Source organism: Kribbella sp. NPDC051952, assembly GCF_040680855.1.
Taxonomy (GTDB): domain Bacteria; phylum Actinomycetota; class Actinomycetes; order Propionibacteriales; family Kribbellaceae; genus Kribbella.
In genome coordinates this window covers 363,875-388,122 of the sequence record NZ_JBFAXQ010000004.1, presented here as the reverse complement: position 1 = coordinate 388,122, position 24,248 = coordinate 363,875, and the positions used below count along the sequence as shown (strand labels likewise).

The 24,248-nt window shown below is 67.1% G+C and carries 26 protein-coding genes; 8 read left to right on the top strand and 18 right to left on the bottom strand.

What is annotated here, in order from left to right; all coding sequences use genetic code 11:
* Positions 1 to 3 precede the first annotated feature (3 nt).
* From groL to AB0L70_RS11180, 8 genes are read right to left on the bottom strand one after another with little or no spacing between them, the layout of a single operon-like run.
* Positions 4 to 1,653, bottom strand: a complete 1,650-nt coding sequence (groL, locus tag AB0L70_RS11215; protein ID WP_363682554.1) for a chaperonin GroEL — start codon at positions 1,651 to 1,653, stop codon at positions 4 to 6.
* 11 nt (positions 1,654 to 1,664) lie between these two features.
* Positions 1,665 to 2,690 (bottom strand): NAD(P)-dependent alcohol dehydrogenase, encoded by a 1,026-nt coding sequence (locus AB0L70_RS11210; RefSeq protein WP_363682552.1) that lies wholly within the window; start codon positions 2,688 to 2,690, stop codon positions 1,665 to 1,667.
* Entirely contained in the window at positions 2,687 to 3,421 is a 735-nt protein-coding gene (locus tag AB0L70_RS11205; protein WP_363682550.1) for an iron-sulfur cluster assembly protein, read from the bottom strand. The genes AB0L70_RS11210 and AB0L70_RS11205 overlap by 4 nt, the downstream gene beginning before the upstream one ends.
* Entirely contained in the window at positions 3,418 to 4,437 is a 1,020-nt protein-coding gene (locus AB0L70_RS11200; protein WP_363682548.1) for an amidohydrolase family protein, read from the bottom strand. Before AB0L70_RS11200 ends, AB0L70_RS11205 begins: the two co-directional genes overlap by 4 nt.
* A 6-nt stretch (positions 4,438 to 4,443) precedes the next feature.
* Entirely contained in the window at positions 4,444 to 4,779 is a 336-nt protein-coding gene (gene mimD, locus AB0L70_RS11195) for a propane 2-monooxygenase effector subunit MimD (protein WP_363682686.1), read from the bottom strand.
* 2 nt (positions 4,780 to 4,781) lie between these two features.
* Positions 4,782 to 5,918: an aromatic/alkene monooxygenase hydroxylase subunit beta gene (locus AB0L70_RS11190; RefSeq protein ID WP_363682546.1), complete on the bottom strand. Its 1,137-nt coding sequence runs from the start codon at positions 5,916 to 5,918 to the stop codon at positions 4,782 to 4,784.
* Position 5,919: 1 nt separating this feature from the next.
* Complete coding sequence (locus AB0L70_RS11185) at positions 5,920 to 6,957, bottom strand: FAD-binding oxidoreductase (protein ID WP_363682544.1); 1,038 nt, start codon at positions 6,955 to 6,957, stop codon at positions 5,920 to 5,922.
* Between the two features lies 1 nt (position 6,958).
* Positions 6,959 to 8,593 (bottom strand): hypothetical protein, encoded by a 1,635-nt coding sequence (locus tag AB0L70_RS11180; RefSeq protein WP_363682542.1) that lies wholly within the window; start codon positions 8,591 to 8,593, stop codon positions 6,959 to 6,961.
* A 178-nt stretch (positions 8,594 to 8,771) separates the two neighbouring features.
* Here AB0L70_RS11180 and AB0L70_RS11175 point away from each other — a divergent pair, with 178 nt between their 5' ends.
* From AB0L70_RS11175 to AB0L70_RS11155, 5 genes are all read left to right on the top strand, one after another.
* Positions 8,772 to 10,460 carry a helix-turn-helix domain-containing protein gene (locus tag AB0L70_RS11175; protein WP_363682540.1) on the top strand — a complete coding sequence of 563 codons (1,689 nt, stop codon included), beginning with the start codon at positions 8,772 to 8,774 and terminating at the stop codon, positions 10,458 to 10,460.
* A gap of 159 nt (positions 10,461 to 10,619) precedes the next feature.
* The gene (locus AB0L70_RS11170; protein WP_363682538.1) at positions 10,620 to 11,381 is read left to right on the top strand and encodes an amino acid ABC transporter ATP-binding protein; all 762 of its coding nucleotides are present in this window, start codon (positions 10,620 to 10,622) and stop codon (positions 11,379 to 11,381) included.
* 49 nt (positions 11,382 to 11,430) lie between these two features.
* A complete protein-coding gene (locus AB0L70_RS11165) occupies positions 11,431 to 12,276 on the top strand; it encodes a glutamate ABC transporter substrate-binding protein (RefSeq protein WP_363682536.1) in 846 nt (281 codons plus the stop codon).
* 78 nt (positions 12,277 to 12,354) lie between these two features.
* On the top strand, positions 12,355 to 13,044 hold the full coding sequence (locus AB0L70_RS11160; RefSeq protein WP_363682534.1) for an amino acid ABC transporter permease: 690 nt from the start codon (positions 12,355 to 12,357) through the stop codon (positions 13,042 to 13,044).
* Complete coding sequence (locus tag AB0L70_RS11155) at positions 13,041 to 13,949, top strand: amino acid ABC transporter permease (protein WP_363682532.1); 909 nt, start codon at positions 13,041 to 13,043, stop codon at positions 13,947 to 13,949. The genes AB0L70_RS11160 and AB0L70_RS11155 overlap by 4 nt, the downstream gene beginning before the upstream one ends.
* A 53-nt stretch (positions 13,950 to 14,002) precedes the next feature.
* On the opposite strand, the gene AB0L70_RS11150 is transcribed toward AB0L70_RS11155, so the two are convergent.
* Positions 14,003 to 15,292: an aminotransferase class III-fold pyridoxal phosphate-dependent enzyme gene (locus AB0L70_RS11150; protein WP_363682530.1), complete on the bottom strand. Its 1,290-nt coding sequence runs from the start codon at positions 15,290 to 15,292 to the stop codon at positions 14,003 to 14,005.
* A gap of 60 nt (positions 15,293 to 15,352) precedes the next feature.
* Here AB0L70_RS11150 and AB0L70_RS11145 point away from each other — a divergent pair, with 60 nt between their 5' ends.
* Positions 15,353 to 16,450 carry a Rossmann fold nucleotide-binding protein gene (locus AB0L70_RS11145; RefSeq protein ID WP_363682684.1) on the top strand — a complete coding sequence of 366 codons (1,098 nt, stop codon included), beginning with the start codon at positions 15,353 to 15,355 and terminating at the stop codon, positions 16,448 to 16,450.
* Here AB0L70_RS11145 and AB0L70_RS11140 read toward each other — a convergent pair.
* The 5 genes from AB0L70_RS11140 to AB0L70_RS11120 form a co-directional block, all read right to left on the bottom strand.
* Entirely contained in the window at positions 16,437 to 16,682 is a 246-nt protein-coding gene (locus tag AB0L70_RS11140) for a DivIVA domain-containing protein (protein ID WP_363682528.1), read from the bottom strand. The two genes, AB0L70_RS11145 and AB0L70_RS11140, sit on opposite strands and share 14 nt — an antisense overlap.
* A complete protein-coding gene (gene rlmN, locus AB0L70_RS11135) occupies positions 16,679 to 17,797 on the bottom strand; it encodes a 23S rRNA (adenine(2503)-C(2))-methyltransferase RlmN (protein WP_363682526.1) in 1,119 nt (372 codons plus the stop codon). The genes AB0L70_RS11140 and rlmN overlap by 4 nt, the downstream gene beginning before the upstream one ends.
* 41 nt (positions 17,798 to 17,838) lie before the next feature.
* Entirely contained in the window at positions 17,839 to 18,159 is a 321-nt protein-coding gene (locus AB0L70_RS11130) for a SelT/SelW/SelH family protein (RefSeq protein ID WP_363682524.1), read from the bottom strand.
* A 43-nt stretch (positions 18,160 to 18,202) separates the two neighbouring features.
* Positions 18,203 to 18,889, bottom strand: a complete 687-nt coding sequence (locus AB0L70_RS11125) for a C39 family peptidase (protein ID WP_363682522.1) — start codon at positions 18,887 to 18,889, stop codon at positions 18,203 to 18,205.
* A gap of 80 nt (positions 18,890 to 18,969) precedes the next feature.
* Complete coding sequence (locus AB0L70_RS11120; RefSeq protein WP_363682520.1) at positions 18,970 to 19,884, bottom strand: LLM class flavin-dependent oxidoreductase; 915 nt, start codon at positions 19,882 to 19,884, stop codon at positions 18,970 to 18,972.
* Positions 19,885 to 19,945: 61 nt separating this feature from the next.
* On the opposite strand from AB0L70_RS11120, the gene AB0L70_RS11115 reads away from it, so the two are divergent.
* Entirely contained in the window at positions 19,946 to 20,344 is a 399-nt protein-coding gene (locus tag AB0L70_RS11115) for a MarR family winged helix-turn-helix transcriptional regulator (protein ID WP_363682518.1), read from the top strand.
* Between the two features lie 31 nt (positions 20,345 to 20,375).
* Positions 20,376 to 21,350 carry an LLM class flavin-dependent oxidoreductase gene (locus AB0L70_RS11110; protein WP_363682516.1) on the top strand — a complete coding sequence of 325 codons (975 nt, stop codon included), beginning with the start codon at positions 20,376 to 20,378 and terminating at the stop codon, positions 21,348 to 21,350.
* Here AB0L70_RS11110 and AB0L70_RS11105 read toward each other — a convergent pair.
* The 4 genes from AB0L70_RS11105 to pyrH form a co-directional block, all read right to left on the bottom strand.
* On the bottom strand, positions 21,340 to 21,924 hold the full coding sequence (locus AB0L70_RS11105; RefSeq protein ID WP_363682514.1) for a GNAT family protein: 585 nt from the start codon (positions 21,922 to 21,924) through the stop codon (positions 21,340 to 21,342). The genes AB0L70_RS11110 and AB0L70_RS11105 overlap by 11 nt on opposite strands.
* Entirely contained in the window at positions 21,921 to 22,769 is an 849-nt protein-coding gene (locus tag AB0L70_RS11100) for a phosphatidate cytidylyltransferase (RefSeq protein ID WP_363682512.1), read from the bottom strand. Before AB0L70_RS11100 ends, AB0L70_RS11105 begins: the two co-directional genes overlap by 4 nt.
* On the bottom strand, positions 22,769 to 23,323 hold the full coding sequence (frr, locus tag AB0L70_RS11095) for a ribosome recycling factor (RefSeq protein WP_363682682.1): 555 nt from the start codon (positions 23,321 to 23,323) through the stop codon (positions 22,769 to 22,771). The genes AB0L70_RS11100 and frr overlap by 1 nt, the downstream gene beginning before the upstream one ends.
* A 135-nt stretch (positions 23,324 to 23,458) precedes the next feature.
* On the bottom strand, positions 23,459 to 24,220 hold the full coding sequence (gene pyrH, locus AB0L70_RS11090) for a UMP kinase (RefSeq protein ID WP_363682510.1): 762 nt from the start codon (positions 24,218 to 24,220) through the stop codon (positions 23,459 to 23,461).
* Positions 24,221 to 24,248: the final 28 nt, after the last annotated feature.

The following is a 24,248-nucleotide window of genomic DNA, read 5'->3' as shown; positions in this document are numbered from 1 at the left end:
GACTCAATAGATGTTGGACGGACGGACCATGCCCTCGGCGAGATCGCCGAAGCCGGGCGCCATGATCGCGCCGGGGTTGCCGATGATCTCCTCGACCACGGCGGTCTCGGTGGTGATCAGCAGGGCCGCGATCGAGGCCGCGCTCTCCAACGCCGCCCGGGTCACCTTGAGCGGGTCGATCACCGCGTCCTGGATCAGATCGCCGTACTGGCCGGTGAGCGCATTGAACCCATGTCCCCGCGGCAACTCGGCGACGCGGGCAACTACCTCGTCGCCGTCGTACCCGGCATTCACCGCGATCCATCGCAGCGGCTCCGGCAAGGCTCGACGTACGACCTCGCGGCCGATCGCCTCGTCCCCGGTCAGCTCCAGCTTCGACAGCGCGGCCTGGGCCTGGACCAGGACCGTGCCACCGCCGGCCACCACGCCCTCCTCGAGCGCGGCGCGGGTCGCGGCCAGCGAGTCCTCGACCCGCAGCATCCGTTCCTTCAGCTCCACACTGGTCGCGCCGCCGACACGGATCACCGCGACCTTGCCGGCCAGTCGGGCCATCCGCAGCTGCAGGCTGTCCTGGTCGGCGTCGATCTTGGCTCGTTCGAACTGCTTCTCCAGCTGAGAGATCCGCGCCTCCACCAGTGACGTGTCCCCGTGCCCACCGACGATCGTGGTGCTGTCCTCGGTGATCGTGATCCGGTCGCACGAGCCGAGGTGCTCGCGGGTCACGTCGGTCAGATCGAGACCGGTGTCCTTCGCGATCACCGAACCACCGAGCGCGGTCGCGAGGTCCTCCAGCTCGGCGATCCGCCGGTGGCCGAACCCGGGAGCGCGGACGACCACCGATCGCATCGTGTTGTGCATGTTGCCGCCGACAAGCAGTTGCAGAGCGGGCCCGTCGACCTCTTCCGCGAGTACGACGAGAGGGCGCTCGGCCCGCTGCGCGACCTCGAGGGTCGGCATGATCTCCTGCACCTGCGTGATCTTCTTGTTCGTCAGCAGGATCAGCGGGCGGTCGTAGACGGCCTCCATCCGCTCCCGATCCGTGACCATGTACGCCGACACGTACCCGTGGTCGAACTCGATGCCGTCGACAACCTCCACCGACATCCCGAGCGTGTCCGACTCCTCGGTGGTGACGACACCGTTGCGCCCGACCCAGTCGACCGCGTCCGCGATCACCGTGCCGATCGTCTCGTCGTCACTGGCCGCCAGCGTGGCGATGTGCCGCAACTCGTCCCGACCGGCCACCTCGACCGCCCAGCCACGCAGGGTCTCGACAACCACCGGCACGGTCTGCTCGATCCCCCGTCGTACCCGCATCGGGTTCGCGCCCGCGTCGACCTCGCGGAGGCCTTCGCGGACCATCGCCTGGGCCAGCACGGTCGCGGTGGTGGTGCCGTCGCCGACGACACCGTTCGTCTTCATCGCAACTTCCTTGACCAGCTGTGCGCCCATGTTCGCGAACGGCTCGCGCAGCTGGATCTCGCGGGCGATCGTGACACCGTCGTTGGTGATCGTGGGCGGGCCGGTCAGCTTCTCCAGCACCGCGTTGCGGCCTTTCGGCCCGAGCGTCACCTTGATCGCGTCCGCCAGCGCGTTCACGCCGGACTCCAGCAGCCGGCGCGCGTCCTCGTTGAACCGCAGTTCCTTCGCCATCTCAGCCTCCGTCAGGGAATGAGGATCGCCCGGCCACGGACCCGGCCGTGGTCGAGATCGTCGAGAGCCCGCTGGAACTCGTCCAGCGGGTACTTGGTGGTGTGCAGCGCGACCTTGCCCTGCGCCGCGAGCTCCATCAGGTCCTGCAGGTCGTTGTACGACCCGACCAGGTTTCCGACGAAGTTGATCTCGGTCGAGATCATGTCGATGGTCGGTACGTCGAGGTTCTCGCCGTACCCGACCACGTAGTAGTTGCCGGCCCGGCGCAGCATCGCGATCCCGTCGGCGGTGGCGCCGCCCTCACCGACGAAGTCGACGACCGCCTCCGCGCCGTTGCCCCCGGTCAGTTCGAGAACCTGCTCGACCTGGGTGCCGTCGGCAACGATGCCGTGGTCGGCGCCGATCTCTACGGCCAGGTCGACCGCGGCCTTGTTGCGATCGACAACGACCACGGTCGTGGCCGAGATCGCCTTCATCACCTGGATCCCGATGTGCCCCAGGCCGCCGGCGCCGATCATCACGCAGGTGTTCCCCGGTCCGATCGCGCGCGCCGCCTTCGCCACCGCGTGGTACGCCGTCAGCCCGGCATCCGCGAGTGCTGCGACATCGGCCGGCTCCAGCGAGTCGTCGATCCGGACGACGCTACGAGCCGTCGTACGCAAGTACTCGGCATATCCGCCATCGGTGTCGATGCCCGGGAAGGCCGATGCCTCGCAGTGCACATCGTCACCGGATCGGCAGGCTCGGCAGAGTCCGCAGGTGATCAACGGATGCAGGATCACCTTGTCGCCGACGGCAACGTTGGTGACCGCGTCGCCGACCTCGTGCACCCAGCCGGCGTTCTCGTGGCCGATCGTGTACGGCAGCCGTACACCGCTCTTCTCCGCCCACTGCCCTTCCAGGATGTGCAGATCGGTCCGGCACACCCCGGCGCCACCGACCCGCACGATGACGTCGAGAGGGCCGACGAGCTTGGGATCCGGCACCTCGGTCAACTGCAGGTTCGTGTGATAGCCGACGACCTGTACGGCCTTCATCGAGTCCTCCTCGTGTTCGTGATCCGGGCCGTCATCGGCTCGTCGTCGTACCGGGTCGCCAGCAGTCCGCGGCAGAAGTGCGCGTTCCCCTCGACCGAGATCCGCACCGACTTCGCGAACCGCATCCGCAGCGGCACTGCGTCGGCCGGCACCGGTACGCCGTCGTCGTCGACCAGCACCAGGTCGTCCGGGCCGATGCCGAGCCCGATGTCGGTACGGCGCCGCAGCAGCGCCTCCTTGGTGGAACCACCGGGCAGTTCGCCGAGAGTCAGCCCGTGCACCTCGTCGACGGTCCGCCCGGTGGTCCTGAGCAACGCCAGCACGCAACGCTCCATCGCCGCCGTATGAGCCTTGCGCTGAAAGATCTGGCGTAGCTCGTCCAGGTCCTGCTCCGCCTCCGACCCGAACGTGCCGACGTACCCCGCGTTGGCGGCCAGGCCGGCGTTGATCTTGTCCGAGTCGTGGTGATCGTCGAGGAGCACGGTCACCGTGCCCACGCCCGGCACCCGACGCAGGGCGTCCACCGCGTCGGATGCCATCAGGTAGGCGAAGTTGGGCGCGCAGAACGAGGTCGGCAACCGGAGATGCACGGTCACTCCGGTGTCGTCGATCCGGACCGACCGGACGAAGCCCAGGTCGGTGACCGGCTGATCGAGCTCGGGGTCGATGACGGTCGCCAGCGCCGCCACAACATCCGTCTCCAGTCCCAGCGACGTAGCGACCGCGGTCATGACGCCACGGCTTCTTGCTTGGTTCCGGCCTCCGCGGGCAGCCGCAGCTCCTCGGGTACGTCGAGGTCGTACAGCGCCGCCGCGTTGAGCCCGAGGATCTTCTTCTTCTGCGCGATCGTCAGCGGCGCGTACTCCGTCAGGTCCGCCGGGATCTGGAAGTCGACGAACTTCTCGACCAGCCACTTCGGCGTCCAGATGGCGTAGTCGGACGAGAACAGGATCCGGTCCTCCCCGATCCAGTAGAGCAACTCGCCGATGATCTGCGCGAAGTACTTCGGCCGAGTGTGGATGAACGGCATCGCCACCGCGAGACCGCCGTACACATTGGGCTCCTGGGTGGCGATCCAGCAGAAGTCTTCGAGCCGGGGCAGTCCGACGTGCTCGACGATGAAGTTCAGGTCGGTGTAGTCGGTGGCGACCTGGTCGATGTCGGCGACGTCGAACGCGTCCCGGTCCAGGGGCCTGATGGTGGGGCCTTTGTGGACGTGGATGTTCTTGATGCCGAGCTTGAGGCACTCCTCGAGATAGCGCCGCGACCACGGGCTGTCGAGCTTGTAGCCGCGGGAGTCGCCGTGCCACTCGGCGGTGTAGAGCTTGACTCCCTTCAGTCCCATCCGGTCCGCGTCCTTGCGGAGCTGCTCGAGGCCGGCCTCCTCGAACCGCGGGTCCCAGGCGTGGTTGTAGGTCAGCTTGCCCGGGTGCGCCTTGGTCAGCGCGAGGGCGTCCTCGGTCTGACCGAACCCGTTCTTGTAGAAGTCGCCGAGGATCGCGGGCTGGAAGATCGCGTGATCGACGTACCCGTCCTCGAAGAGGTCCTTCAGCAGCCGCTGGCCGCCGTAGTAGGTGTAGGTGTCGTAGTCCCAGACGACCTCCTCGGGGCTGAGGTTCTTGTGGTAGTCGTAGAAACAGTCGATGAACTGCTTGCCGTGGATGTTGCGCTGGTTCTCCGCACGCGCGTCCCACAGCGCGATGTGCGCGTCGCAGATGTAGTACTTCTCACCGTTCTTCTCGTACATGCGACCTCACTTCGTGGTGAGGTCGAAGCCGATGTACTCGGCGGCGTCCTCGGGACTGGCGAACAGGATGGTCTTGTCGTCCAGGTGCACCATCCGGCCGTAGTGGGTGGACGAGATCTCCTCGAACACCGAGCCGTCGAACTCCATCCCGAGCGCCTCGGACAGCTCGGCGTAGTCGAAGTCGAGCAGCCCGGTGCCGTCGACCCGGATCATCGACGGGTACTCGGTCAGCTCGACGCCGTCCTTGGCGCCCATCACCTGGGCGACGACGCGGCCGATCGGGGTGTTCATCAGCGTCACGCCGGTCTTGTTGGAGAACGAGGCCTCTGATCCGAACTGCATGCTCACTGGTCCAGCTCCTTCGGAGAGTCGAGCCCGAGGTCCTCGAGCAGGGAACGGAACTTCTGCTTGGCCGCGTCCAGGCTGTCCGCGAACGTGACCGACTTGTCGGCCGGCTGCGACCAGATCGGCTGCAGGGCGAGCGCGGCGTCGAGGCAGCGCGGTACCCAGGTCGACATCCAGTCGCCGAACAGCACCTTGTTGCTCTCGCCGTACTCGGCGTCCCGGGTCAGCAGCCGGAACAGGTTGCGGCTGTAGCCGAGGTCGCGGTCGTAGTCGTGCTCGCCGGTGCCGACGATGGTCGGCGTGATGTAGTCGCCGTTGCGGGCCGCGATCTGCATCACCAGCTCGGTCCGGAACAGCGATCCGACCAGCTGCTCGAACACGATGTTGGTGGCGAACAACAGCTCGCACCAGTCGCCGACGGCGGTCAGCCGCTCGACCACCTCACGCGTCGGCTGCCACTCCGGCGCGCTCTGCCAGACCTCCTTGTGCGCCGAGCCGTCGAACGGTACGTCTGCCGACCCCCGACCCCCATCTTCTTTCCCTTGTCCAACGGCCTCCGACAGGTCCAGGTTGAACAGCGCCAGGTCTTGCGCGAACCGCATCTTGTGGGCCGCGTTGACGGCGACCGCGGTGTTGATCATGTTGGTCGGGCCGGACCGCTGGATGCTGGTGAAGACGTGCAGCGCGAGACCGTTCTCGGCGTGCATCCAGGCGCCGAGGTTGCGCTCGACGAACTTCAGCCAGGCCGGGTTCCAGGCGTCGTACGCCCTGGCCCGCTTGGCGTTCTGCAGGCCGAGGTCGACCTGGCGGACGACCGCGGAGTTGTTCCGGTAGATCGTCTGGTTCCACTCCTCGTTCGGGTCGAGGAAGGCGTGCCAGTTCGACGACTTCGCCGCGGTCCATTCCTTCGGGTAACCGCCGGGGCCGTCGCCGAAGCCGTAGATCCAGCCCTGGCTCAGATGCCGGTCCGGGTCGGGCTGGACGTCGACCGTGACGTCCTCGTACATCGTCGCGCGCAGCTTGGCCGGCTTGTAGTAGTTGTACGCGCGGCTCTGCGAACTGGGGAACTCCAGCGCACCGGCCTCGGAGTCGGTGAACTCGATCGCCGGGAAGCTGCGTTGCTTGGTTTCTGTCATCTCAGGCTCCATCGGTAACTGGACTGGTGAACTTGTCGTAGAAGACCTGGTCGTTCGGCACGTTGCTTGCCTCCAGCAACGCCAGCGCGGCGTCGACCATCGGCGGCGGTCCGCACAGGTAGATCTCGCTGCGGTGCAGCTCCGCCTCGCGCCGTTCGACGATGTCGGTGACGTTGCCCTCCTCGACGGCCAACCCGTCCGCGTCCTGAGCCGACTCGGACAGGCAGGCGATGAACTCGAAGCCGGTGAGGTCAGCACCGAGCTCCCGGATCGCGTCGAGGTAGAACAGATCAGCCGCCGTACGAGCGCCGTAGTAGAACCGGACCGGCCTCGTGCTACCGGTCTCCTTCAGGTGCCGGAGGATCGACAGGATGGGCGCCATCCCGGCGCCGCCGGCCACACAGACGACCGGCAGCACGTGACCGTCCTTCAAGGTGGACGAGCCGTACGGCCCGGTCAGGGACAGCTCGTCCCCGACCGCGAGTTCGCCGTCCAGCAAGGCCGAGAACCGGCCACCCGGGTACTTCTTGATCAGGAACTCGAGCTGGTCCGGTGTCGACTGCGTCGTCGCCATCGAGAACGACCGGTGGTCCTCGGTGCCGGGGATGGTGATGTCGGCGTACTGGCCCGGCCTGAACTCGAACGCCTGCTCCGTCCTCAGCCGGAGCGAGACGATGTCCCGGGTGACCGGCTCGACACCCTCGACCCGGGCCGTGACGGTCTGGATCGGGATGCCGCCGAGCAACTCGTCCTCGTCGTAGTTGAGCAGCTCGATGGTGCAGTCGCTGAACGCGTGCGCCCGGCACAGCAGCACGTAGCCCTCGGCGACCTCGGCGTCGTTGCAGGCGAAGGTGGAGTACCGCTCCATCTGCAGCTCACCCTCGAGGACGTACGACTTGCAGGCGGAGCACTGCCCCTCCTTGCAGCCGTGCATCAGGTGGATGCCCTGCCGGAACGCCGCGTCGAGGATCTTGTCGTCCTCGGTGACGTCCATCTCGATGTCGACCGGCTCGAACCGGATTCGATGGGTGTCGGCCACGTCAGGAGGCTCTGGTGCCGTTGGCCTTGTAGGCCGCCACATGTGCCTCACGCTCGGCGTCGGACATCTCGTTCAGGAGCACGTTCGGGCTCATGAACGTGTTGCCGCGGACGTCGTCGAGGGTCCACATCTTCTTCGGGTCGTCCAGGTCCAGGTGCGGCTGGCCGATCAGCGTCTTGCCGTCGTCCCGCACGTACCCGAGATCCTGGACGATGTCCGCGAGGTCCTTGTTGTGGTGCAGGGTCTCCCACTCACGGAACCCGGTCAGCCGGCCCATGTTCGGGGTCGGACGGCCGTCGTACTCGGCCCGGAACGCGACCGCGTCGGTCCAGTAGCAGGTCTCCGAGCAGTACGTGCGCCACTGGTCGTCGACCTTCTCGGTGACCATGTCCTCGCGGATCAGGCACGGGACCATGCAGGTCCAGCAGCGGTGCGGGTACTGGTACCCGACCTCCTCGAACGCGATCGGCTTGTTCTTGCCCGGGTAGGCGAGCCGGTTGTAGTTCTCCCACCACTTGCCGTACTTCGAGTACCAGCCTGGGTACTTCTCCTCGAACCACTCGAAGTCCTTGTCGGTCATCGCGTCGATCCGCCAGTAGTTCACCGGCCAGCCGGTGGCGAAGAACCGCGCGACCTCGTGCACGTAGCCCTTGTCGACGATCCGCTTCCAGGCCTCTTCGACCAGGTCGTGCGGAATGGTGAGGCCGTACTTCTCCAGCGGCAGCAGGTAGCTGCGGTAGTAGTCGTCGTAGATCCACCGCCGCCACATCTCCGCATAGCTCTCCCGGTCCTTGCGGCGGTCCTTGGTGCCGTACTCGATGAACGTGCCGATCGCGGCGTCCACGACGCAGTGGTTGTTCCACCAGGCGTAGCGGAGGTCGCGCTCGAGCAGCGGGCGGTTCCGCTCGTCGGCGAGGGCCATCAGCAGGATCGAGTACCCGTTGCTGATGTGCCGGGACTCGTCGGACTGGACCGAGTGGAAGACCGTCGGCAGCAGGTAGTCGCCGTTGGCCGCGGCCTCGTCCGGCATCGCCACGAACAGCGTGTTGGTGAACGCGGTCTCGGCGACGACGGTCAGGTAGATGTTCGCGGCGGTGATCGCGTCACCGGTGATGAACCCCTCGCCGAACTGCCGGCCGATGGTGCCCGCGTAGTTGTTCGCGAACGCCTTCTCGGTCATGTCGAACCCGGCCGGGTCGATGTAGTTGTTCATGTACAGGCGCTTGAGGTTCATCTGGATGGTCGAGTGCCTGACCTCGTCGATCATCTGTACGGCGAGCCCGTTGTGGATCTCCGGGTTCGGTACGGCGTCGATCGCCATCGGCATCGCCCGTGCGGCCGAGATCTCCGGGAACGGGATGATGCTCAGGAACAGCTTCTGCCACTCCAGCCAGCGCTGCTGCACCTGGCGGAACATGTTGCCGCGGATCGCGCCGTCCATGGCGCCGTACACGCGGTTGTCCTTCTCCTCCTCCATCGGGAAGTAGGACCGCATGATCTGCTTCAGCGGGTCCTTCTTCGGCGCCTTCTCGAAGGTGTAGTCGGTGCCGAACCTGGTCGCCGGGGTGGCGAAGGTGGGTTCCCACGACAGCTCGGTGATCTTGGCGTGCGCCTTGGTGAGACTCTGCCTGCTCAATGTGTGCCTCCATGATCGGGAGCGGCTGTCTGCCGGCTCCTGCGGTGCGGCGGGCTGCGTTGAGAAGCGATGAAAGCCGCCGCGAAGGGGTGGCTGTGTCTCAATGTGAGACGGCGGTCACACAGTGGCGAGCTACCGTTGCGGGAATCCGCTGGTGACGGACTGAAGGAGACGGCCTATGAGCGCATCGATGCCGGTCCGCGATTCGATCCGAGTCTCATGGGAGCGCTCGCACGCGTCCCGGGTGGACGTCGATCGGCCGACGCCGACGTACTTCGACCGGGTCGATCGCGAGACGACCCTGCTGCGTGCCGCCAAACCGGTGATCGACGCGCTGTCGTCCGAGCTCACCAACGAGCCGGTCTGCATCATCCTCACCGACGCCGTCGGGGTCGTCCTCGACCGCCGCGGCGGCGACTCGCAACTACTGCGGCGACTGGACTCGGTCGACCTCGCGCCCGGCTTCCGGTACGCCGAATCCGACGTCGGCACCAACGGCATCGGTACGGCGCTCGAGGTCCGCGGGCCGATCCTGATCGACGGAGCCGAGCACTACACCGGCAAGCTGCGGATGTTCTCCTGCGCCGGCGCACCGATCACGCACCCGATCACCGGCGGCCTGCTCGGCGTCCTGGACATCACCACGCAGGCCCGGAACTCGAACTCGATCCTGCTGTCGTTCGCGAAACTCGCGGCCCGGCGGATCCAGGAACGGGTGGTCGAGGAGGCGAACGCGCTCGACCACGCGCTGCTCAGCGATTACTACGCCGCCTGCCGGCACAGCGGCGGCTCGGTGCTCGCGCTCGGCGACGAGGTGTTCATGATGAACGCCTACGCCCAGGCACGGTTCGACGCGATCGACCAGGCGGCGCTGATCGACCGGACCCGGGACGCCCGCGGCACCACCAAGCCGCTGGTCATCCTGACCGACCTCCCCAGCGGTACGACCGCCCGCCTCGCCTACCGGCCGACCTTCGTCGGCGACACCCTGGCCGGCGGTGTCATCCAGATCAAGGAGCAACGACCGCCGACCCGCAACCAGCCGGGCGCCAAGCTTCCGCTGATTCCGGGCACCACCGGCTCCAGCGGGGTCTGGCAGCACGTGACCCAGGAGATGCTCGATGCTCGCAAGCGGTCCGAGTGGCTGATCGCCGACGGTGAAGCGGGCGCCGGCAAGCTGTCGTTGCTGCGTGCGGTGCACCAGCACGTGTCCCCCGGCCGACGGCTGGCTGTCTTTGATCCGGCGCGGGACGACGACCTGTTGGCCGAGGCGCGGATGGAGCTCGAATCCGGTGCTGACCTGGTCATCGCACATGCTCATCAGCTGACCGACGAGGTTCTCGACGGGCTGGCCGAGTTGCTGCAGGGCGTTCGCGACGGTGCCATCGCCGGGGATGCGTGGATCGCGCTGACCCTGCCGGGCGACCGGTCCGACGTCCCCGACCAGCTTGTGGGGTTCTTTCCCCGGACTGTCGATGTACCGCCGCTGCGTCACCATGTCGAGGACATCCCGGCGCTGGTCCGGGCCTTACTGTCCAGGGCTGGTATCGGCGAGCTGACGTTCTCCACGGCAACGATGAATCAGCTCATGCGGCTGCCTTGGTCGGGCAACATCAGCCACCTCCGCGCAGTCCTCGCTGCGATCGCACGGCGGCGCCGTACCGGAGTGGTGGAGATCGCGGACCTGCCACCCGAGTGCCGGGCGACGTCGCGACGACAGCTGACTCCGATCGAGGCCTTGGAGCGGGACGCGATCGTCGACGCGCTGTCCAGGTACGACGGCGACAAGCAGGCGGCCTCCACTGCGCTGGGCATGTCGCGGGCAACCATCTACCGCAAGATCCGTGATTACGGAATCGTCACCTGAGCTGTAGCTGATCGGCTCTCCCGGCAGCGTGCAGAAACGCTCAAACCTACGCGCACCGTGATCATCTGCTCACAAACTGGAGCGGAATATTGCAGATCGTTACCACCGTGGAACCACCCAGCGCTGCGGCCTCGCCCCCCGCTCCGCTAGGTTCTGGCCATGAGCGATTCGGACACCGTGACGAAAACTGGTCTGGTGGCGCTGACCGGTGTCAACAAACATTTCGGTGAGCTGCACGTCCTGAAGGACATCAACTTGTCCATCGCCAAGGGCGAGGTCGTCGTGGTGATCGGGCCGTCGGGGTCCGGTAAGTCGACGCTCTGCCGTGCGATCAACCGGCTGGAGCCGATCGACTCCGGCGCGATCACCCTGGACGGCCAGCCGCTGCCCAGTGAGGGCAAGGCCCTGGCCAGGCTCCGCGCCGACGTCGGCATGGTGTTCCAGTCGTTCAACCTGTTCGCGCACAAGACGATCCTGCAGAACGTCACGCTCGGCCCGACCAAGGTCCGCGGCCAGTCCAAGTCCGATGCCGAGCAGAAGGCCCGGGCCCTGCTGGACCGCGTCGGCGTCGCTGCCCAGGCGGACAAGTACCCGGCGCAGCTGTCCGGCGGTCAGCAGCAGCGCGTGGCGATCGCTCGCGCGCTCGCAATGGATCCCAAGGTCATGCTGTTCGACGAGCCGACCTCGGCTCTGGACCCGGAGATGATCAAGGAAGTCCTCGACGTGATGGTCGACCTGGCCGGTCAGAGCATGACCATGGTCGTGGTCACCCACGAGATGGGCTTCGCCCGCCGGGCGGCCAACCGGGTCGTCTTCATGGCCGACGGCCAGATCGTCGAAGAGGCCGAGCCCGAGAAGTTCTTCACCGATCCGCAGACCAAGCGGGCGCAGGACTTCTTGTCGAAGATCCTCACCCACTGACCGTCTGCGCGGTTTCCCAGCGCAGTACCGAAACAACGGAGGAAATGACATGCGACAGCGAATCATCGCTGCCCTCGGCATCGCGGGCCTGGCTGCGACCGGACTGGTCGCTTGCGGCGACGACTCGAGCTCGGGGGGCTCCGGCTCCGGCAGTGGCGACAAGATCACCATCGGCATCAAGTACGACCAGCCCGGTATCGGCCTGAAGGAAGGCTCGAACTACACCGGCATGGACGTGGATGTCGCGACGTACGTGGCCAAGGAGCTCGGCTACGACGAGAAGAACATCACCTTCAAGGAGTCGCCGTCGGCACAGCGCGAGACGCTGCTGCAGAACGGCCAGGTCAAGATGATCTTCGCGTCGTACTCGATCACCGACGCGCGCAAGGAGAAGGTGTCCTTCGCCGGCCCGTACCTGGTCGCCGGGCAGGACCTGCTGGTCAAGGCCGACAACACCGACATCACCGGTCCGGACGCGCTGAACGGCAAGAAGCTGTGTTCGGTCACCGGCTCGACGTCGGCGCAGAAGGTCAAGGACAAGTTCGCCAAGACCGTGCAGCTGCAGGAGTACGACGGTTACTCCAAGTGCCTCGTGGCCGTCGGCGCCGGCGCGATCGACGCGCTGACCACCGACAACACCATCCTGGCCGGCTACGCCTCCCAGGAAGCCAACAAGGGCAAGTTCAAGGTGGTCGGCAAGACCTTCTCGACCGAGCGCTACGGCGTCGGCCTGAAGAAGGGCGACACCGAGACCTGCACCAAGGTCAACGACGCGCTGAAGAAGATGGTCGACTCCGGCGAATGGCAGAAGGCGTTCGACAAGAACCTCGGGCCGTCCGGCCTGAAGCTCGACGCGGCGACGAACCCGCCGAAGACCTTCGACGCCTGCGCCTGATCTGACGCCGCCGGGGAGGGACCGTTCGCGGTCCCTCCCCGGCGCGCTGATCTCCACCTCGTTCCCAGCAGGAGAAACATGGACGTGATTTCGGAGTTCTTCTCCGAGTACGACGGTCTGCAAGCGTTCCGGACGACCATCTACCTCACGCTGCTGTCGGCGGTGCTCGCACTGCTGATCGGCACCGTGGTGGCGGTGATGCGGGTCTCCCCCGTCCGGGTGCTGCAGGTCATCGGCACCGCCTACGTGAACATCGTCCGGAACACTCCGCTGACCCTGGTCATCGTGTTCTGCAACCTCGGGCTGTTCCTGCAGCTCGGCGTCTCGCTGGCGACCAAGACCTCGAACACCTTCATCGACGACAACAACTTCCGGCTCGCCGTCCTCGGCCTGTCGGTGTACCACGCGTCGTTCGTGGCCGAGGCGATCCGCAGCGGCGTGAACACCGTCCCGCTCGGTCAGGCCGAGGCGGCGCGGGCGATCGGCCTGCCGTTCCTGAAGACGCTGCGGTACGTCGTACTCCCGCAGGCGTTCCGTGGTGCGATCGCACCGCTGGGCAACGTGCTGATCGCACTGACCAAGAACTCGACGGTCGCCTCCGTCATCGGTGTCACCGAGGCGTCGGCGGTGATGAAGGTGATGATGGAGAACCGGCCCGACGTGATCTTCGTGGTGTTCGGCATCTTCGCGATCGGCTTCGTCATCCTGACCCTGCCGGTCGGCGTGCTGTTCACCTCGATGTCCAAGCGGCTGGCGGTGAAGCGATGAGCGGCACCAGCAGCGTTCTGTTCGACGCGCCCGGCCCACGGGCCAAACGCCTGTACGCCGCGGTCGGCGTCGGGAGCATCGTCGTACTACTCCTGATCCTGTGGTTCGTGATCGCCAAGTTCAACGCGAAGGACCAGCTGACCGCGGAGAAGTGGAAGCCGTTCCTCACCGGTGAGATCTGGACCCAGTACCTGATCCCCGGCCTGGTCGGCACCCTGATCGCCGCCGCGATCTCGGTCGTCCTCGCGCTGCTCGTCGGCGTCCTGCTCGGCGTCGGCCGGCTGTCCACCCAGGTGTGGATCCGGTGGCCGTCCAGCGTGATCGTGGAGTTCTTCCGGTCGGTGCCGGTACTGCTGATGATGCTGTTCACGTACGCGCTGTACGCGAACTACGAGGTCTTCCCACCGGATCGCCTCGCACTCGCCGCGGTGGTCACCGGACTCACGCTGTACAACGGTTCCGTGGTCGCGGAGCTGGTTCGCTCCGGTGTCTTCTCGCTGCCGAAGGGGCAGGGCGAGGCGGCGAAGGCGATCGGGCTCACCGGTGGCAAGGCGATGCGGCTGATCCTGTTGCCGCAGGCAATCACGGCGATGTTGCCGGCGATCGTCGGCCAGCTCGTGGTGATCCTGAAGGACACCGCACTCGGCTACATCATCACGTACGAGGAGCTGCTGCGTAAGGCGGAGCAGATCGGCAACTTCAAGTCGAACCTGCTGCCGGCCCTGATCGTCGTCGGCGCGATCTTCGTAATCGTGAACTACCTGCTCAGCCTGGTCGCCCAGCGCGTCGAACGCATGATGCGCCGCCGCGGCCGCTCGGCCGGCGGTCCGATCGCCCCGGACCAGATCGACCAGGCCGCGGTCGCCACGTCGGCCGCTGCCGCCGCACCGCCGCCGGCGCCGTAGTCATCTCACCGCAGAACGGGTCCCCGGAGTCATGCTCCGGGGACCCGTTCTTGTCAGCGGAGGGTGTTGAAGGAGTCTCGGATGATCTCCAGGGCCTCGGCGGTTTCCTCTTCGGTCAAGGTCATCGGCGGCGCCATTCGCAGCACGTTGCCGTACAGGCCGCCCTTGCCGATCAGGAGGCCGCGGTTCTTGGTCTCCTGCTGGAGTTTCGCGCTCGCGGCCGCGTCCGGGCTCCGGTCGTCCGGCTTGACGATCTCGGCGGCCAGCATCAGGCCCTTGCCACGGACGTCGCCGAGCTCGGGGAACTCCTCGGAGATCCCGCGCAGGCCGTCGGCCAGCTGAGCGCCACGCTTGGCCGCGTTCGCCTGCAGGTCGTGGTCGAGCAGGTAGTCGATCGTCGCCTTCGCGGCGCTGGTCGAGATCGGGTTGCCGCCGAACGTGGACAGCGAGCTCGCCTTGATGCTGTCCATCAGATCCGGCTTGGCGACCACGCCACCGATCGCGAACCCGTTGCCGAGCCCCTTCGCGAACGTCATCGCATCGGGTACGACGTCGTGCGCCTGGATCCCCCAGAAGTGCTCGCCGGTCCGGCCCCACCCGGTCTGCACCTCGTCGGAGACGAGCAGGATCCCGTACTCGTCGAGCACCTCCTTGAAGGCGCCGTACAAGCCGTCGGGCGGGGACGAGAACCCGCCGACGCCCTGGATCGGCTCGGCGATCAGGCAGGCGACATCGCCGGAGGTCGTGGTCTCGATGACATTGCGCAAGTCGTCGACGCAGACCTTGATGTAATCCGCGTCGGGCAGGTCGCGGAACGGGCTGCGGTACTTGTACGCACCCTGCACGTACTGGACGTTCACCGGCGACAGGCTGCTCGCGGACCAGCCGCGGTTACCGGTGATCGCGACCGTGCCGAAGGCGCGACCGTGGTACGAGTTGCGCATCGCCAGCACCTGGTTGGAGCGGCGGTTCTGGGTGGCGAGCATCAGGGCGGTCTCGTTCGCCTCGGTGCCGGAGTTGGCGAAGAAGACCTTGGCGTCCGGGATCCCGGACAGCTCGGCGATCTGCTCGGCCAGCTCGATCTGCTTCCGGATCAGGTACACCGTCGAGGTGTGCGCGATCCCACTGCCGAGTTGCTCCCGCACCGCGTCGGAGATCTCCGCGATGTCGTACCCGATCGCGTTGGTCAGAATGCCGGCGAAGAAGTCGAGATAGCTGTTGCCCTCACCGTCGGTGACCCGCCGGCCGGACCCCTGCACGATCTCGATCGGCTCCTCGTAGTACAACGCGAGCCAGTCCGGCATGACGGCCTTGTGACGCTCCCAGAGCTCCGCATGTGTCATGCCCAAGCTTTACCTCAACTGATAGTGCACGTCTATCCAGCTAGGGTGCTCTGCGTGACAATGCCGAGCATCCCGCATGTGGACATCGAGTCGCTGGAGCACTTCGACCGGATCGTGGCCGCCGGGGCCACCTCGATGGACGGGTGGCGGGTGCAGTCGGTGGACCTGACCGCACGGACGGCGGAACTGCTGGGGCTGAGGCCGATGGGCGGCCTGTTCCTGGGCTGCCTGCTCGAGGAGAAGGCCGACACCTGGATCCGCGACGGCGGCGGACTCGTCTTCCCCGCGATCCCGTCCCTGCCCTTCGACCCGTACCGCGGCCGGCTGTACGACGCCGACGACCTGTACGACGGTCTCGAGCGCGGGTACGACGCCACCCCGGACGCCCGGATCTACGCCTGGTCCCGCCAGCACGACGAGAAGGGCGACACCAGCCGGACCCTGGCCGCGGCCCTCCACGACCACGCCATCGCGGACGCCCTCACCGAGCTGCCGGACGACCGCCGGTGGGTCGGTGTGATGGGCGGACACGGGATCGCTCGCGGGAGTACGGCGTACCGCTCAGCGGTCATGCTCGGGCGCAGCCTGGCGCTGGCTGGCCAGACTGTGGTCACGGGAGGCGGTCCTGGTGCGATGGAGGCGGCGAACCTGGGCGCGTCGCTGGCTGCGTATTCACTGGCCGAGGTCGACCAGGCTCTGGCGACGCTGGCCGCCGTACCGTCGTTCCGGCCGTCGATCGGCGCTTGGGCCGCGGCTGGTCTCGCGGTGCGCGCACAGTTCCCGGGCGACGGCGGGGTCTCGATCCCCACCTGGTTCTACGGCCACGAGCCGCCGAATGTGTTTGCCGGCTCGATCGCGAAGTACTTCTCGAACGCCCAACGCGAGGACGTCCTCCTGGGTCGCGCCCGCGGCGGCATCATCTACCTGCCCGGCGCGGCCGGCACCGTCCAGGAGGTCTTCCAGGCGGTCACGCCGAACTACTACGGCGACCCGGCGACCCAGATCCCGCTGATCCTCGTCGATGTGCAGCACTGGACCGTCAACCTCCCGGTCTGGCCCCTGCTCCAGTCCCTGTCCGCCGACCGCCCGATTGCCTCGTCGATCCACCTGGTCGGCACGATCGACGCAGCCTTGGAACTCGTCCTCAGCGCTTGCTGAGCCAGCCGACGGCGAGGTCGAGGAACTGGTCGACCTCCATGATGTCGTAGCCCTCGCGGAGTCGGACGCCGCTGAAGACGACGTTGCGGATCTCGTCGATCGTCACCGGGTCGGCCGCGCGACCGTCGAGGGTCGCGAGGATGCGGTCGACGAAGGCGTCGACCTCGACCATGTCGTAGCCCTCGCGCCAGCGGACGCGGGTGAACTCGGCCGGCGCCGCGGGTCCGGTCACTTGTTCGCGGCGGCGAGCTGGCCGCAGGCGCCGTCGATCTCCTGGCCGCGGGTGTCGCGGACGGTGGTCGGGATGCCGCCGGCCTCGAGACGACGGACGAACTCACGCTCGTCGGCCGGGTCGGACGCGGTCCACTTCGAGCCGGGCGTCGGGTTGAGCGGGATCAGGTTCACGTGCACCCAGCCCCAGTCACCACGGGCGGACAGCTTCTCCGCCAGCAGGTCGGCCCGCCAGGCGTGGTCGTTGATGTCCCGGATCATCGCGTACTCGATCGAGACGCGACGCTTGGTCTGCCGCGCGTACGCCCAGGCCGCGTCGAGGACCTCGTCGACCTTCCAGCGGTTGTTGATCGGCACCAGCTCATCGCGCAACTCGTCGTCCGGCGCGTGCAGCGACAGTGCGAGCGTAACCGGGATGCCCTCGGTCGCGAGCTGGTTGATCCGCGGCACCAGGCCGACCGTCGACACGGTCACACCGCGCGCCGAGATCCCGAGGCCCTCGGGCGACGGATCCGTGAACCGCCGGACGGCGCCGATCACGGCCTTGTAGTTGGCCATCGGCTCGCCCATGCCCATGAACACGATGTTGCTGACCCGACCGGGCCCGCCCGCGATCTCACCGCGTGACAACGCCCGCGCACCGTCTACCACCTGCTCGACGATCTCGGCCGTGGTCATGTTGCGGGTCAGCCCGGCCTGACCGGTCGCGCAGAACGGGCACGCCATCCCGCAGCCGGCCTGGGAGGACACGCACATGGTGGTGCGCCCCGGATACCGCATCAGAACGGACTCGACGAGTGAACCGTCGAGCAGCTTCCACAGCGTCTTGCGGGTCTCGCCGTTGTCGCATTCCAGGTCGCGGACCCGGGTCAGCAGCGGCGGCATCAAGTCGGCCACCAGCTTGTCCCGGGTCGCCGCCGGCAGATCGGTCATCTCGGCCGGGTCGGATACCAGCCGGGAGAAGTAGTGGTTCGACAGCTGGTTCGCCCGGAACGCAGGCTCTCCCAGCGCGGCGACCGCCGTACGCCGCTCCTCCCCGGTGAGGTCGGCCAGGTGCCGCGGCGGCTTCTTGGCACGGCGCGGCTCATCGAAGACAAGAGGAAGGGAGGTAGTCATAACCGATCTATTGTCGCCCGCGGCGACAACCATTCACAAATTCACATCCCATGACCCGCGTCACCCGGGTCAGCCGCGGCGGGCTTCCGGTCCGAGTGGCCGAGCTTGCGGTCCGGCGCGATCCGGTCCCGGACCAGCTGCTTCAGCAGCGGGATCTCGGCGAACCCACCTTCGCCCTTCCGCGACCACAACAGCTCCCCGTCCAGGCTGATGTCGAACACCCCTCCGGTCCCCGGAACCAGTGCGACCTCCCCCAGCTCCTTCGGGAAGGTCGTCAGCAGTTCCTGCGCGGTCCAGGCCGCCCGCATCAACCACCGGCATTGCGTGCAGTACTCGATCTCCAACCGCGGCGCTCTCGTCACGGCGACAACGGTATCGCCGCTCCCGCCGTGACGAGGGACGGTCTCAGGCCGAGTAGCCCTTCGGCGGGATCAGCGTCGCGAGCTGGTTGAACGTGAGCCAGTACGTCGCTGTCGGGGCGAAGCCGGCCGGGTCGGCGATCAGCACGGTCATGTCGCTGGAGTCGTACCCGATCACGGTGAAGTAGTGGTAGATCGTGTAGTTCGGGTAGCCCGGCGGGTGGTTGCTCGCCGGAGCAACGATGTTGGCGACGATCGGGTAGTTGTTGTCGATGTCCAGTACGACGTCGCGCCAAAGCAGGTCGCGCTGCGCCTGGGTGGGCGGATCGTTCGGCATCTCCTTCGTCTCGTACCAGCCGGTGCCGAGATGGTTGTTGAGCACCCGGGTCACCTGACCGATCCAGTCGGTGCCGTTCGTGGTGGTCGGGAGCTCGTTGGCCAGCTGCTGCTGGCTCGGCGGCGAGATCCTTGCCGACAAGGCGATCCGGGTCGCCGCCGGTCCGCACCAGTAGCCGGTCTGCTGGTACTGGAAGTCGATGTTCAGTGTCTTGAGCGTCTGGGTCGAATAGCCGAGCGACGGGACCGTCTTGGCGGCGGCGACGGTCTCCGCCGACAGGGCGGGAGCGGCGGTGACCTGCGCCTGTGCCTGTGTAGATGCCATCGGCAGCGCGGCGGCTGCAACGAGGGTCAGACCGCAGAGCGCGGCCTTCAGTTTCCGCGAAGTGCTTGTCATGTCAGCTCCTCACTTGGACGACTGGGGCGTGTCGTCTCATGTTTGATGCTGACACACTCAGCTGAGTCTGTGTGGAAAAATCACCAACCCTTTCCACCGACGTCGAAAGGGTCGATGATCTCGTCGACCAGCCAGTGCACGGCACGGTCGGGATAGGGCCGGGGCAGTGAGAGCACGATGTGATCGAACCCGAGCTCCACGGCTCGCCGGACGATCGCGCGGGTCGATGCGGGGTCGTCGTACGAGACGATCAGTTGGAGCGACCGGCTGACCTCGCCCGGGTCCCGGCCGATCCGCGTGCACTCGGCGTCCAGTCGCCGTACGCGGTCGGTCAGGAAGTCGAAGTCGTTGTGCGGCGGGCCGGCCACGTTCCAGATGTCGGCGTACTTCGCGATCAGGCGCATCATCCGGTTGCCCCAGCCTCCGATCAGGAGCGGCGGGCCCGGGCGCTGGATCGGCTTCGGCTCGTTCCGGTTCTGCTCGAGGGAGTAGTAGCGCCCGTGGAAGTCGAAGACGTCCTCGGTCCACATCCCACGCAGGATCTCGATCGTCTCGCGGAGCCGATCCACCCCCTCCCCCGGCGGTACGAGCGTCAATCCGTAGGCGGCGTACTCCTCGATGGCCGGGTTCGGTCCGGGGATTCCGCTCAGCCCGGCAGGTTGATGTGTGCCGCCCGCGCCTAGCCCCATGATGAGTCGGCCGCCGGAGATGACGTCCAGCGTGCTCGCGATCTTGCCGAGCACGGCCGGCGGTCGGATCCGGTTGCTGGTGACGAGCAGACCGAGGCGAAGCCGGGTGGTCTGGGCGGCGAGCGCGGTGAGCAGCGTCCAGCCTTCGTAGATCTCACCGTTTTTCGGGCCGGCGAGCGGCAGGAAGTGGTCCCACAACCAGGCGTCGCGGATCTGCGGGACCTCGTCCGCCTCGAGCCAGACGCGCTGGATATCGGCGTACGGGACGTGCATCGGGGTGGTCTTCAGACCGAATGTCAGTGGCATAATCATCAGCCTAACTGATGATCAGCAATCCTGACGATCAGTGCGGCGGTAGATTTGGCGCATGGATCGGTTGGGATACCTGCTCAAGCATGTGCTGGCGCGGCTGACCGACGAGCAGACCAAGGCGCTCGCGCCGTACGGGCTGAACGGCCGCGATCTGGCCGTCCTGTCCGCGATCGTGGCCGGAGAGCCGCTGTCGCAGCTGGAGGTCGCCCATCGGCTCCGCGTGGACCGGACCTCGATCGGCGATCTGCTCGACGGTCTCGAGGAGCGTGGGTTCGTCGAGCGCCGGCGCAGTCCGGAGGACCGGCGCCGCAACGTGGTGGTGCTGACCGAGCAGGGCGAGACCACCTTCGCGACCGCCGAGCGGATCCGGCTGGAGATCGAGCGCGAGTTCCTCGCTCCCCTGGCCGACGGCGCGCGTTTCCGCGATGAGTTGAAGCTCCTACTGGGGGAATGACCGGTCTGCGGTCGCCGTTGGACTCTGCATCATGGGTGCTTTGTCCGGCGTTCCGCTGTCCGTCCTGGACCGCTCGCGAACGCGAGTCGGTGAGACGGAGGCCGAGACGCTGCGCGCGACCGTCGAGTTGGCGCAGGAGGTCGAAGCGCTTGGCTACAAGCGTTTCTGGGTCTCAGAGCACCACAGCGTCCCCGGAGTGGTCGGATCGGCTCCGACTGTGCTGGCTGCCGCGATCGCGGCTCGCACGGACCGCATCCGCGTCGGCACCGGCGGTGTGATGCTGCCGAACCACAAGCCCCTGGTGGTGGCCGAGCAGTTCGGCGTGCTGGAATCGCTGTACCCGGGCCGGATCGACATGGGTCTCGGGCGTTCGGTCGGCTTCACCAACGGCATCCGTCGCGCGCTGGGCGTGGAGAAGGACGCGGCCGAGGACTTCGCCGTACAGGTTCGTGAACTCCTGGCGTATCTCGACGGCACCCAGTCGAACCAGGTCCACGCCCGCCCGGGCGAGGGTCTGCGCATCCCGCCGTTCATCCTGGCCGTCGGTGAAGGCACCGCTATCGCAGCCTCGCTCGGTCTGCCTGTTGTCCTCGCTGTTCGTCCCGGCTCCGAGGCGCTGCTTGAGGAGTACCGCTCGACGTTCCAGCCGTCAGCATCGGCAACGGCGCCGTACGTCGTCCTCGCTGTCACGGCCGCGGTCGGGGAGACCACGGAGGCGGCCCGGGAGCTTTTGTTGCCCGAGGCATGGGCCAGCGCCTACTCGCGCACCCGGGGAGTCTTCCCGCCGCTGGAGCCTTCCGTCCCGTCGGACCTGACCCCGAAGGAGCAAGAACTCTTCGAGAACGCCCTCCGCGGCCAGATCTACGGCACCCCGGCGGAAGTCGATGCAGCCCTCGGCGAGCTGGTACGCCGGACTGCCGCCGACGAAGTGTTGATCACCACGAACACCTATGACCGCAAGGACTTGCTGGCGTCCTACGCCGCGCTCGCGGAGCTCACTGGCTGATGCGGTCCTCTAGCCGCTTGCGGACATCGGGCCACTCGTCGGCCAGGATCGAGAACACCACGGTGTCACGGAACGAACCGTCGGACATCGCCTTGTGCCGCCGCAGCACACCCTCACGGGTCGCACCGAGCTTGGCGATCGCCGCCTGTGACCGGGTGTTCTTCAGGCCGGTCTGGATCTTGACGCGACCGAATCCGCAGTCCTCGAAGGCGTGCTCGAGCAGCAGCAGCTTGGTCGCCGGGTTGACCGCGGTCCCCCACACCGCCGGCGCGTAGCCGGTCCAGCCGAGGTGGATGCTCTCGTTGACCAGGTCGACGTCGCCGAGGCTCGACGTACCGATAACGGTGCCGTCGGCAACCAGTCGGACCACGTAGGCGAACCGCTTCGCCGCGGCGGGAATCCACTCCGCCCGCATCGCGTCCGCACTCGCCGGGATCCCACCGCCGCCGAAACCCCCGGCGTACACCTGCTCGTTGCCGATCGCGGCGTACAGGTCCTCGATGTCACTGTCCTGCAGCCGGTCCAGGCGTACGACGTCGCCGACCAGGGACCGTCCGTCCGGTGCGGTCGTCATGCCTTCACCAGAAGATGCAGCACGAGCCAGACCGCGGGCGCGGTGGCCAGCAGCGAGTCGAGCCGGTCCATCACGCCGCCGTGTCCGGGCAGCAGGTTCGACATGTCCTTGATGCCGAGATCGCGCTTGATCATCGACTCGCCCAGGTCGCCGACCGTCGCGGTCAGGACGGCGATCGCGCCGACGATGGCGCCGACCCACCACTGTCCGTCGAGCAGCCAGACGACGCCGGCGATGCCGGCCCCGATACACGCGAGCACCGATCCGGTGAAGCCCTCCCAGGACTTCTTCGGGCTGATCGTCGGCGCCATCGGATGCTTGCCGAACAGCACACCGGCCGCATATCCGCCGACGTCACTGGCGACCACGACCAGGAAGAACGTGACCACCCGCTCGGGGCCGTCCGCGTCCGGCTGGACCAGCAGGATCGCGAACCCGGCCAGGAGCGGCACGTAGCCGATCAGGAACACCCCGGCGCTCACGTCCCGGACGAATCCGATCGACCCGCCCGGCATCCGCCAGAAGATCGTCCCGAGCACGGTCAGCCCGAGCGCGACCAGCAGTGCCATCGGTCCACCGAAGTACGCCGCCACCAGCATCGCCGTCGTACCGACGAACAGCGGGATCCGCGGGATGATCGCCCCGCCGGTGCGCAGGGCCTTGATCATCTCGTCGACGGCAACCAGCACGACAGCCAGCACCAGAACGGTGAACAAGACCTTCTGCCAGAACAGCGATCCGATGATCAGCGCGCCGAGTCCGACACCCACCGCGATCGCCGCAGGCAGGTTCCGCCCGGCGCGGCTCGGGCTGGGACTCGGCGCGGGCGTGCTCTCGACGCCCATCACACCTCGAGCAGTTCGGCTTCCTTGTGCTTGAGCAGGTCGTCGATGGAGTCGACATACTTCTTCGTCAACCCGTCGAGCCGCTTCTCAGCACTCTTGCCCTCGTCCTCGCCCGCGTCCCCGTCCTTGACGGTCTTGTGCACCTGGTCCATGGCGTGCCGGCGGATGTTGCGGACCGAGACCTTGGCTTCCTCGCCCTTGGTCTTGGCGACCTTGATGTACTCCTTGCGCCGCTCCTCGGTCAGCTGCGGCATCACCACGCGGATGACCGAGCCGTCGTTGCCCGGGTTCACGCCCAGGTCCGAGTCGCGGATCGCCTTCTCGATCGCCGCCATCGCGCTCTTGTCGTAGGGCGAGATCAGCACGGTCCGGGGCTCCGGCACCTGGAAACCGGCCAGCTGCTGCAGCGGCGTCGGGCTGCCGTAGTACTCGGCCAGGATGCCGGCGAACATCTGCGGGTGCGCCCGGCCGGTGCGGATCGCGGCGAAGTCGTCCTTCGCGACCTCCACGGCCTTCGCCATCTTCTGCTCGGCTTCGCGGAGAGCTTCGTCGATCACGACATTCCTCGCTTCCTCTGGGCCGCTGCGGCGCGGCCACTCCAAACCCTACGGAGGCGGGACAACCAGATATCGGACATCCGCCTGTGAGAGAAGATCCTAGTGGTACGCCGGGTGGGCGGGTACCAGGGCCTACTGGCCAGGAGCGACGACCGTACCGATCTTCTCGCCGTGGACGACCCGGGCGATGTTGCCCTCCTCCAGGCCGAAGATCACGATCGGCAGCGCATTGTCGCGGGCCAGGCTGATCGCGGTCGCGTCCGCGACCCGCAATCCGCGCGCCAGGAAGTCGTCGTACGAGAGCTGGTCGAACTTCACCGCGTCCGGGTTCTTCTTCGGATCGGAGTCGTAGACGCCGTCCACACCCTGCTTGCCCATCAGCAGCGCCTCGGCGCCGATCTCCAGCGCGCGCTGGGCTGCGACGGTGTCGGTGGAGAAGTACGGCATCCCGGAACCGGCGCCGAAGATCACCACGCGGCCCTTCTCCAGGTGCCGCTCGGCCTTGCGCGGGATGTACGGCTCGGCCACCTGGCCCATCGTGATCGCGGTCTGCACCCGCGTCTCGATGCCGAGCTTCTCCAGGAAGTCCTGCAGCGCCAGGCAGTTCATCACCGTGCCCAGCATGCCCATGTAGTCGGCGCGGTTGCGCTCCATCCCGCGCTGCTGCAACTCGGCGCCGCGGAAGAAGTTGCCGCCACCGACCACCACGGCGACCTGGACACCGGCCCGGGCCACCTCGGCGATCTGCTTGGCGATCGAATTCACCACGTCGGGGTCGACGCCGAGCTTGCCGCCGCCGAACACCTCACCCGACAGCTTGAGCAGCACCCGGTGATAGGCCGGGGCGTACGGCTCGGAGGCCGGACTCGTCTCGGTACCCAGGGTTTCCGTCACGATTCCGGCCTCCTCGTCGATGCTTTCC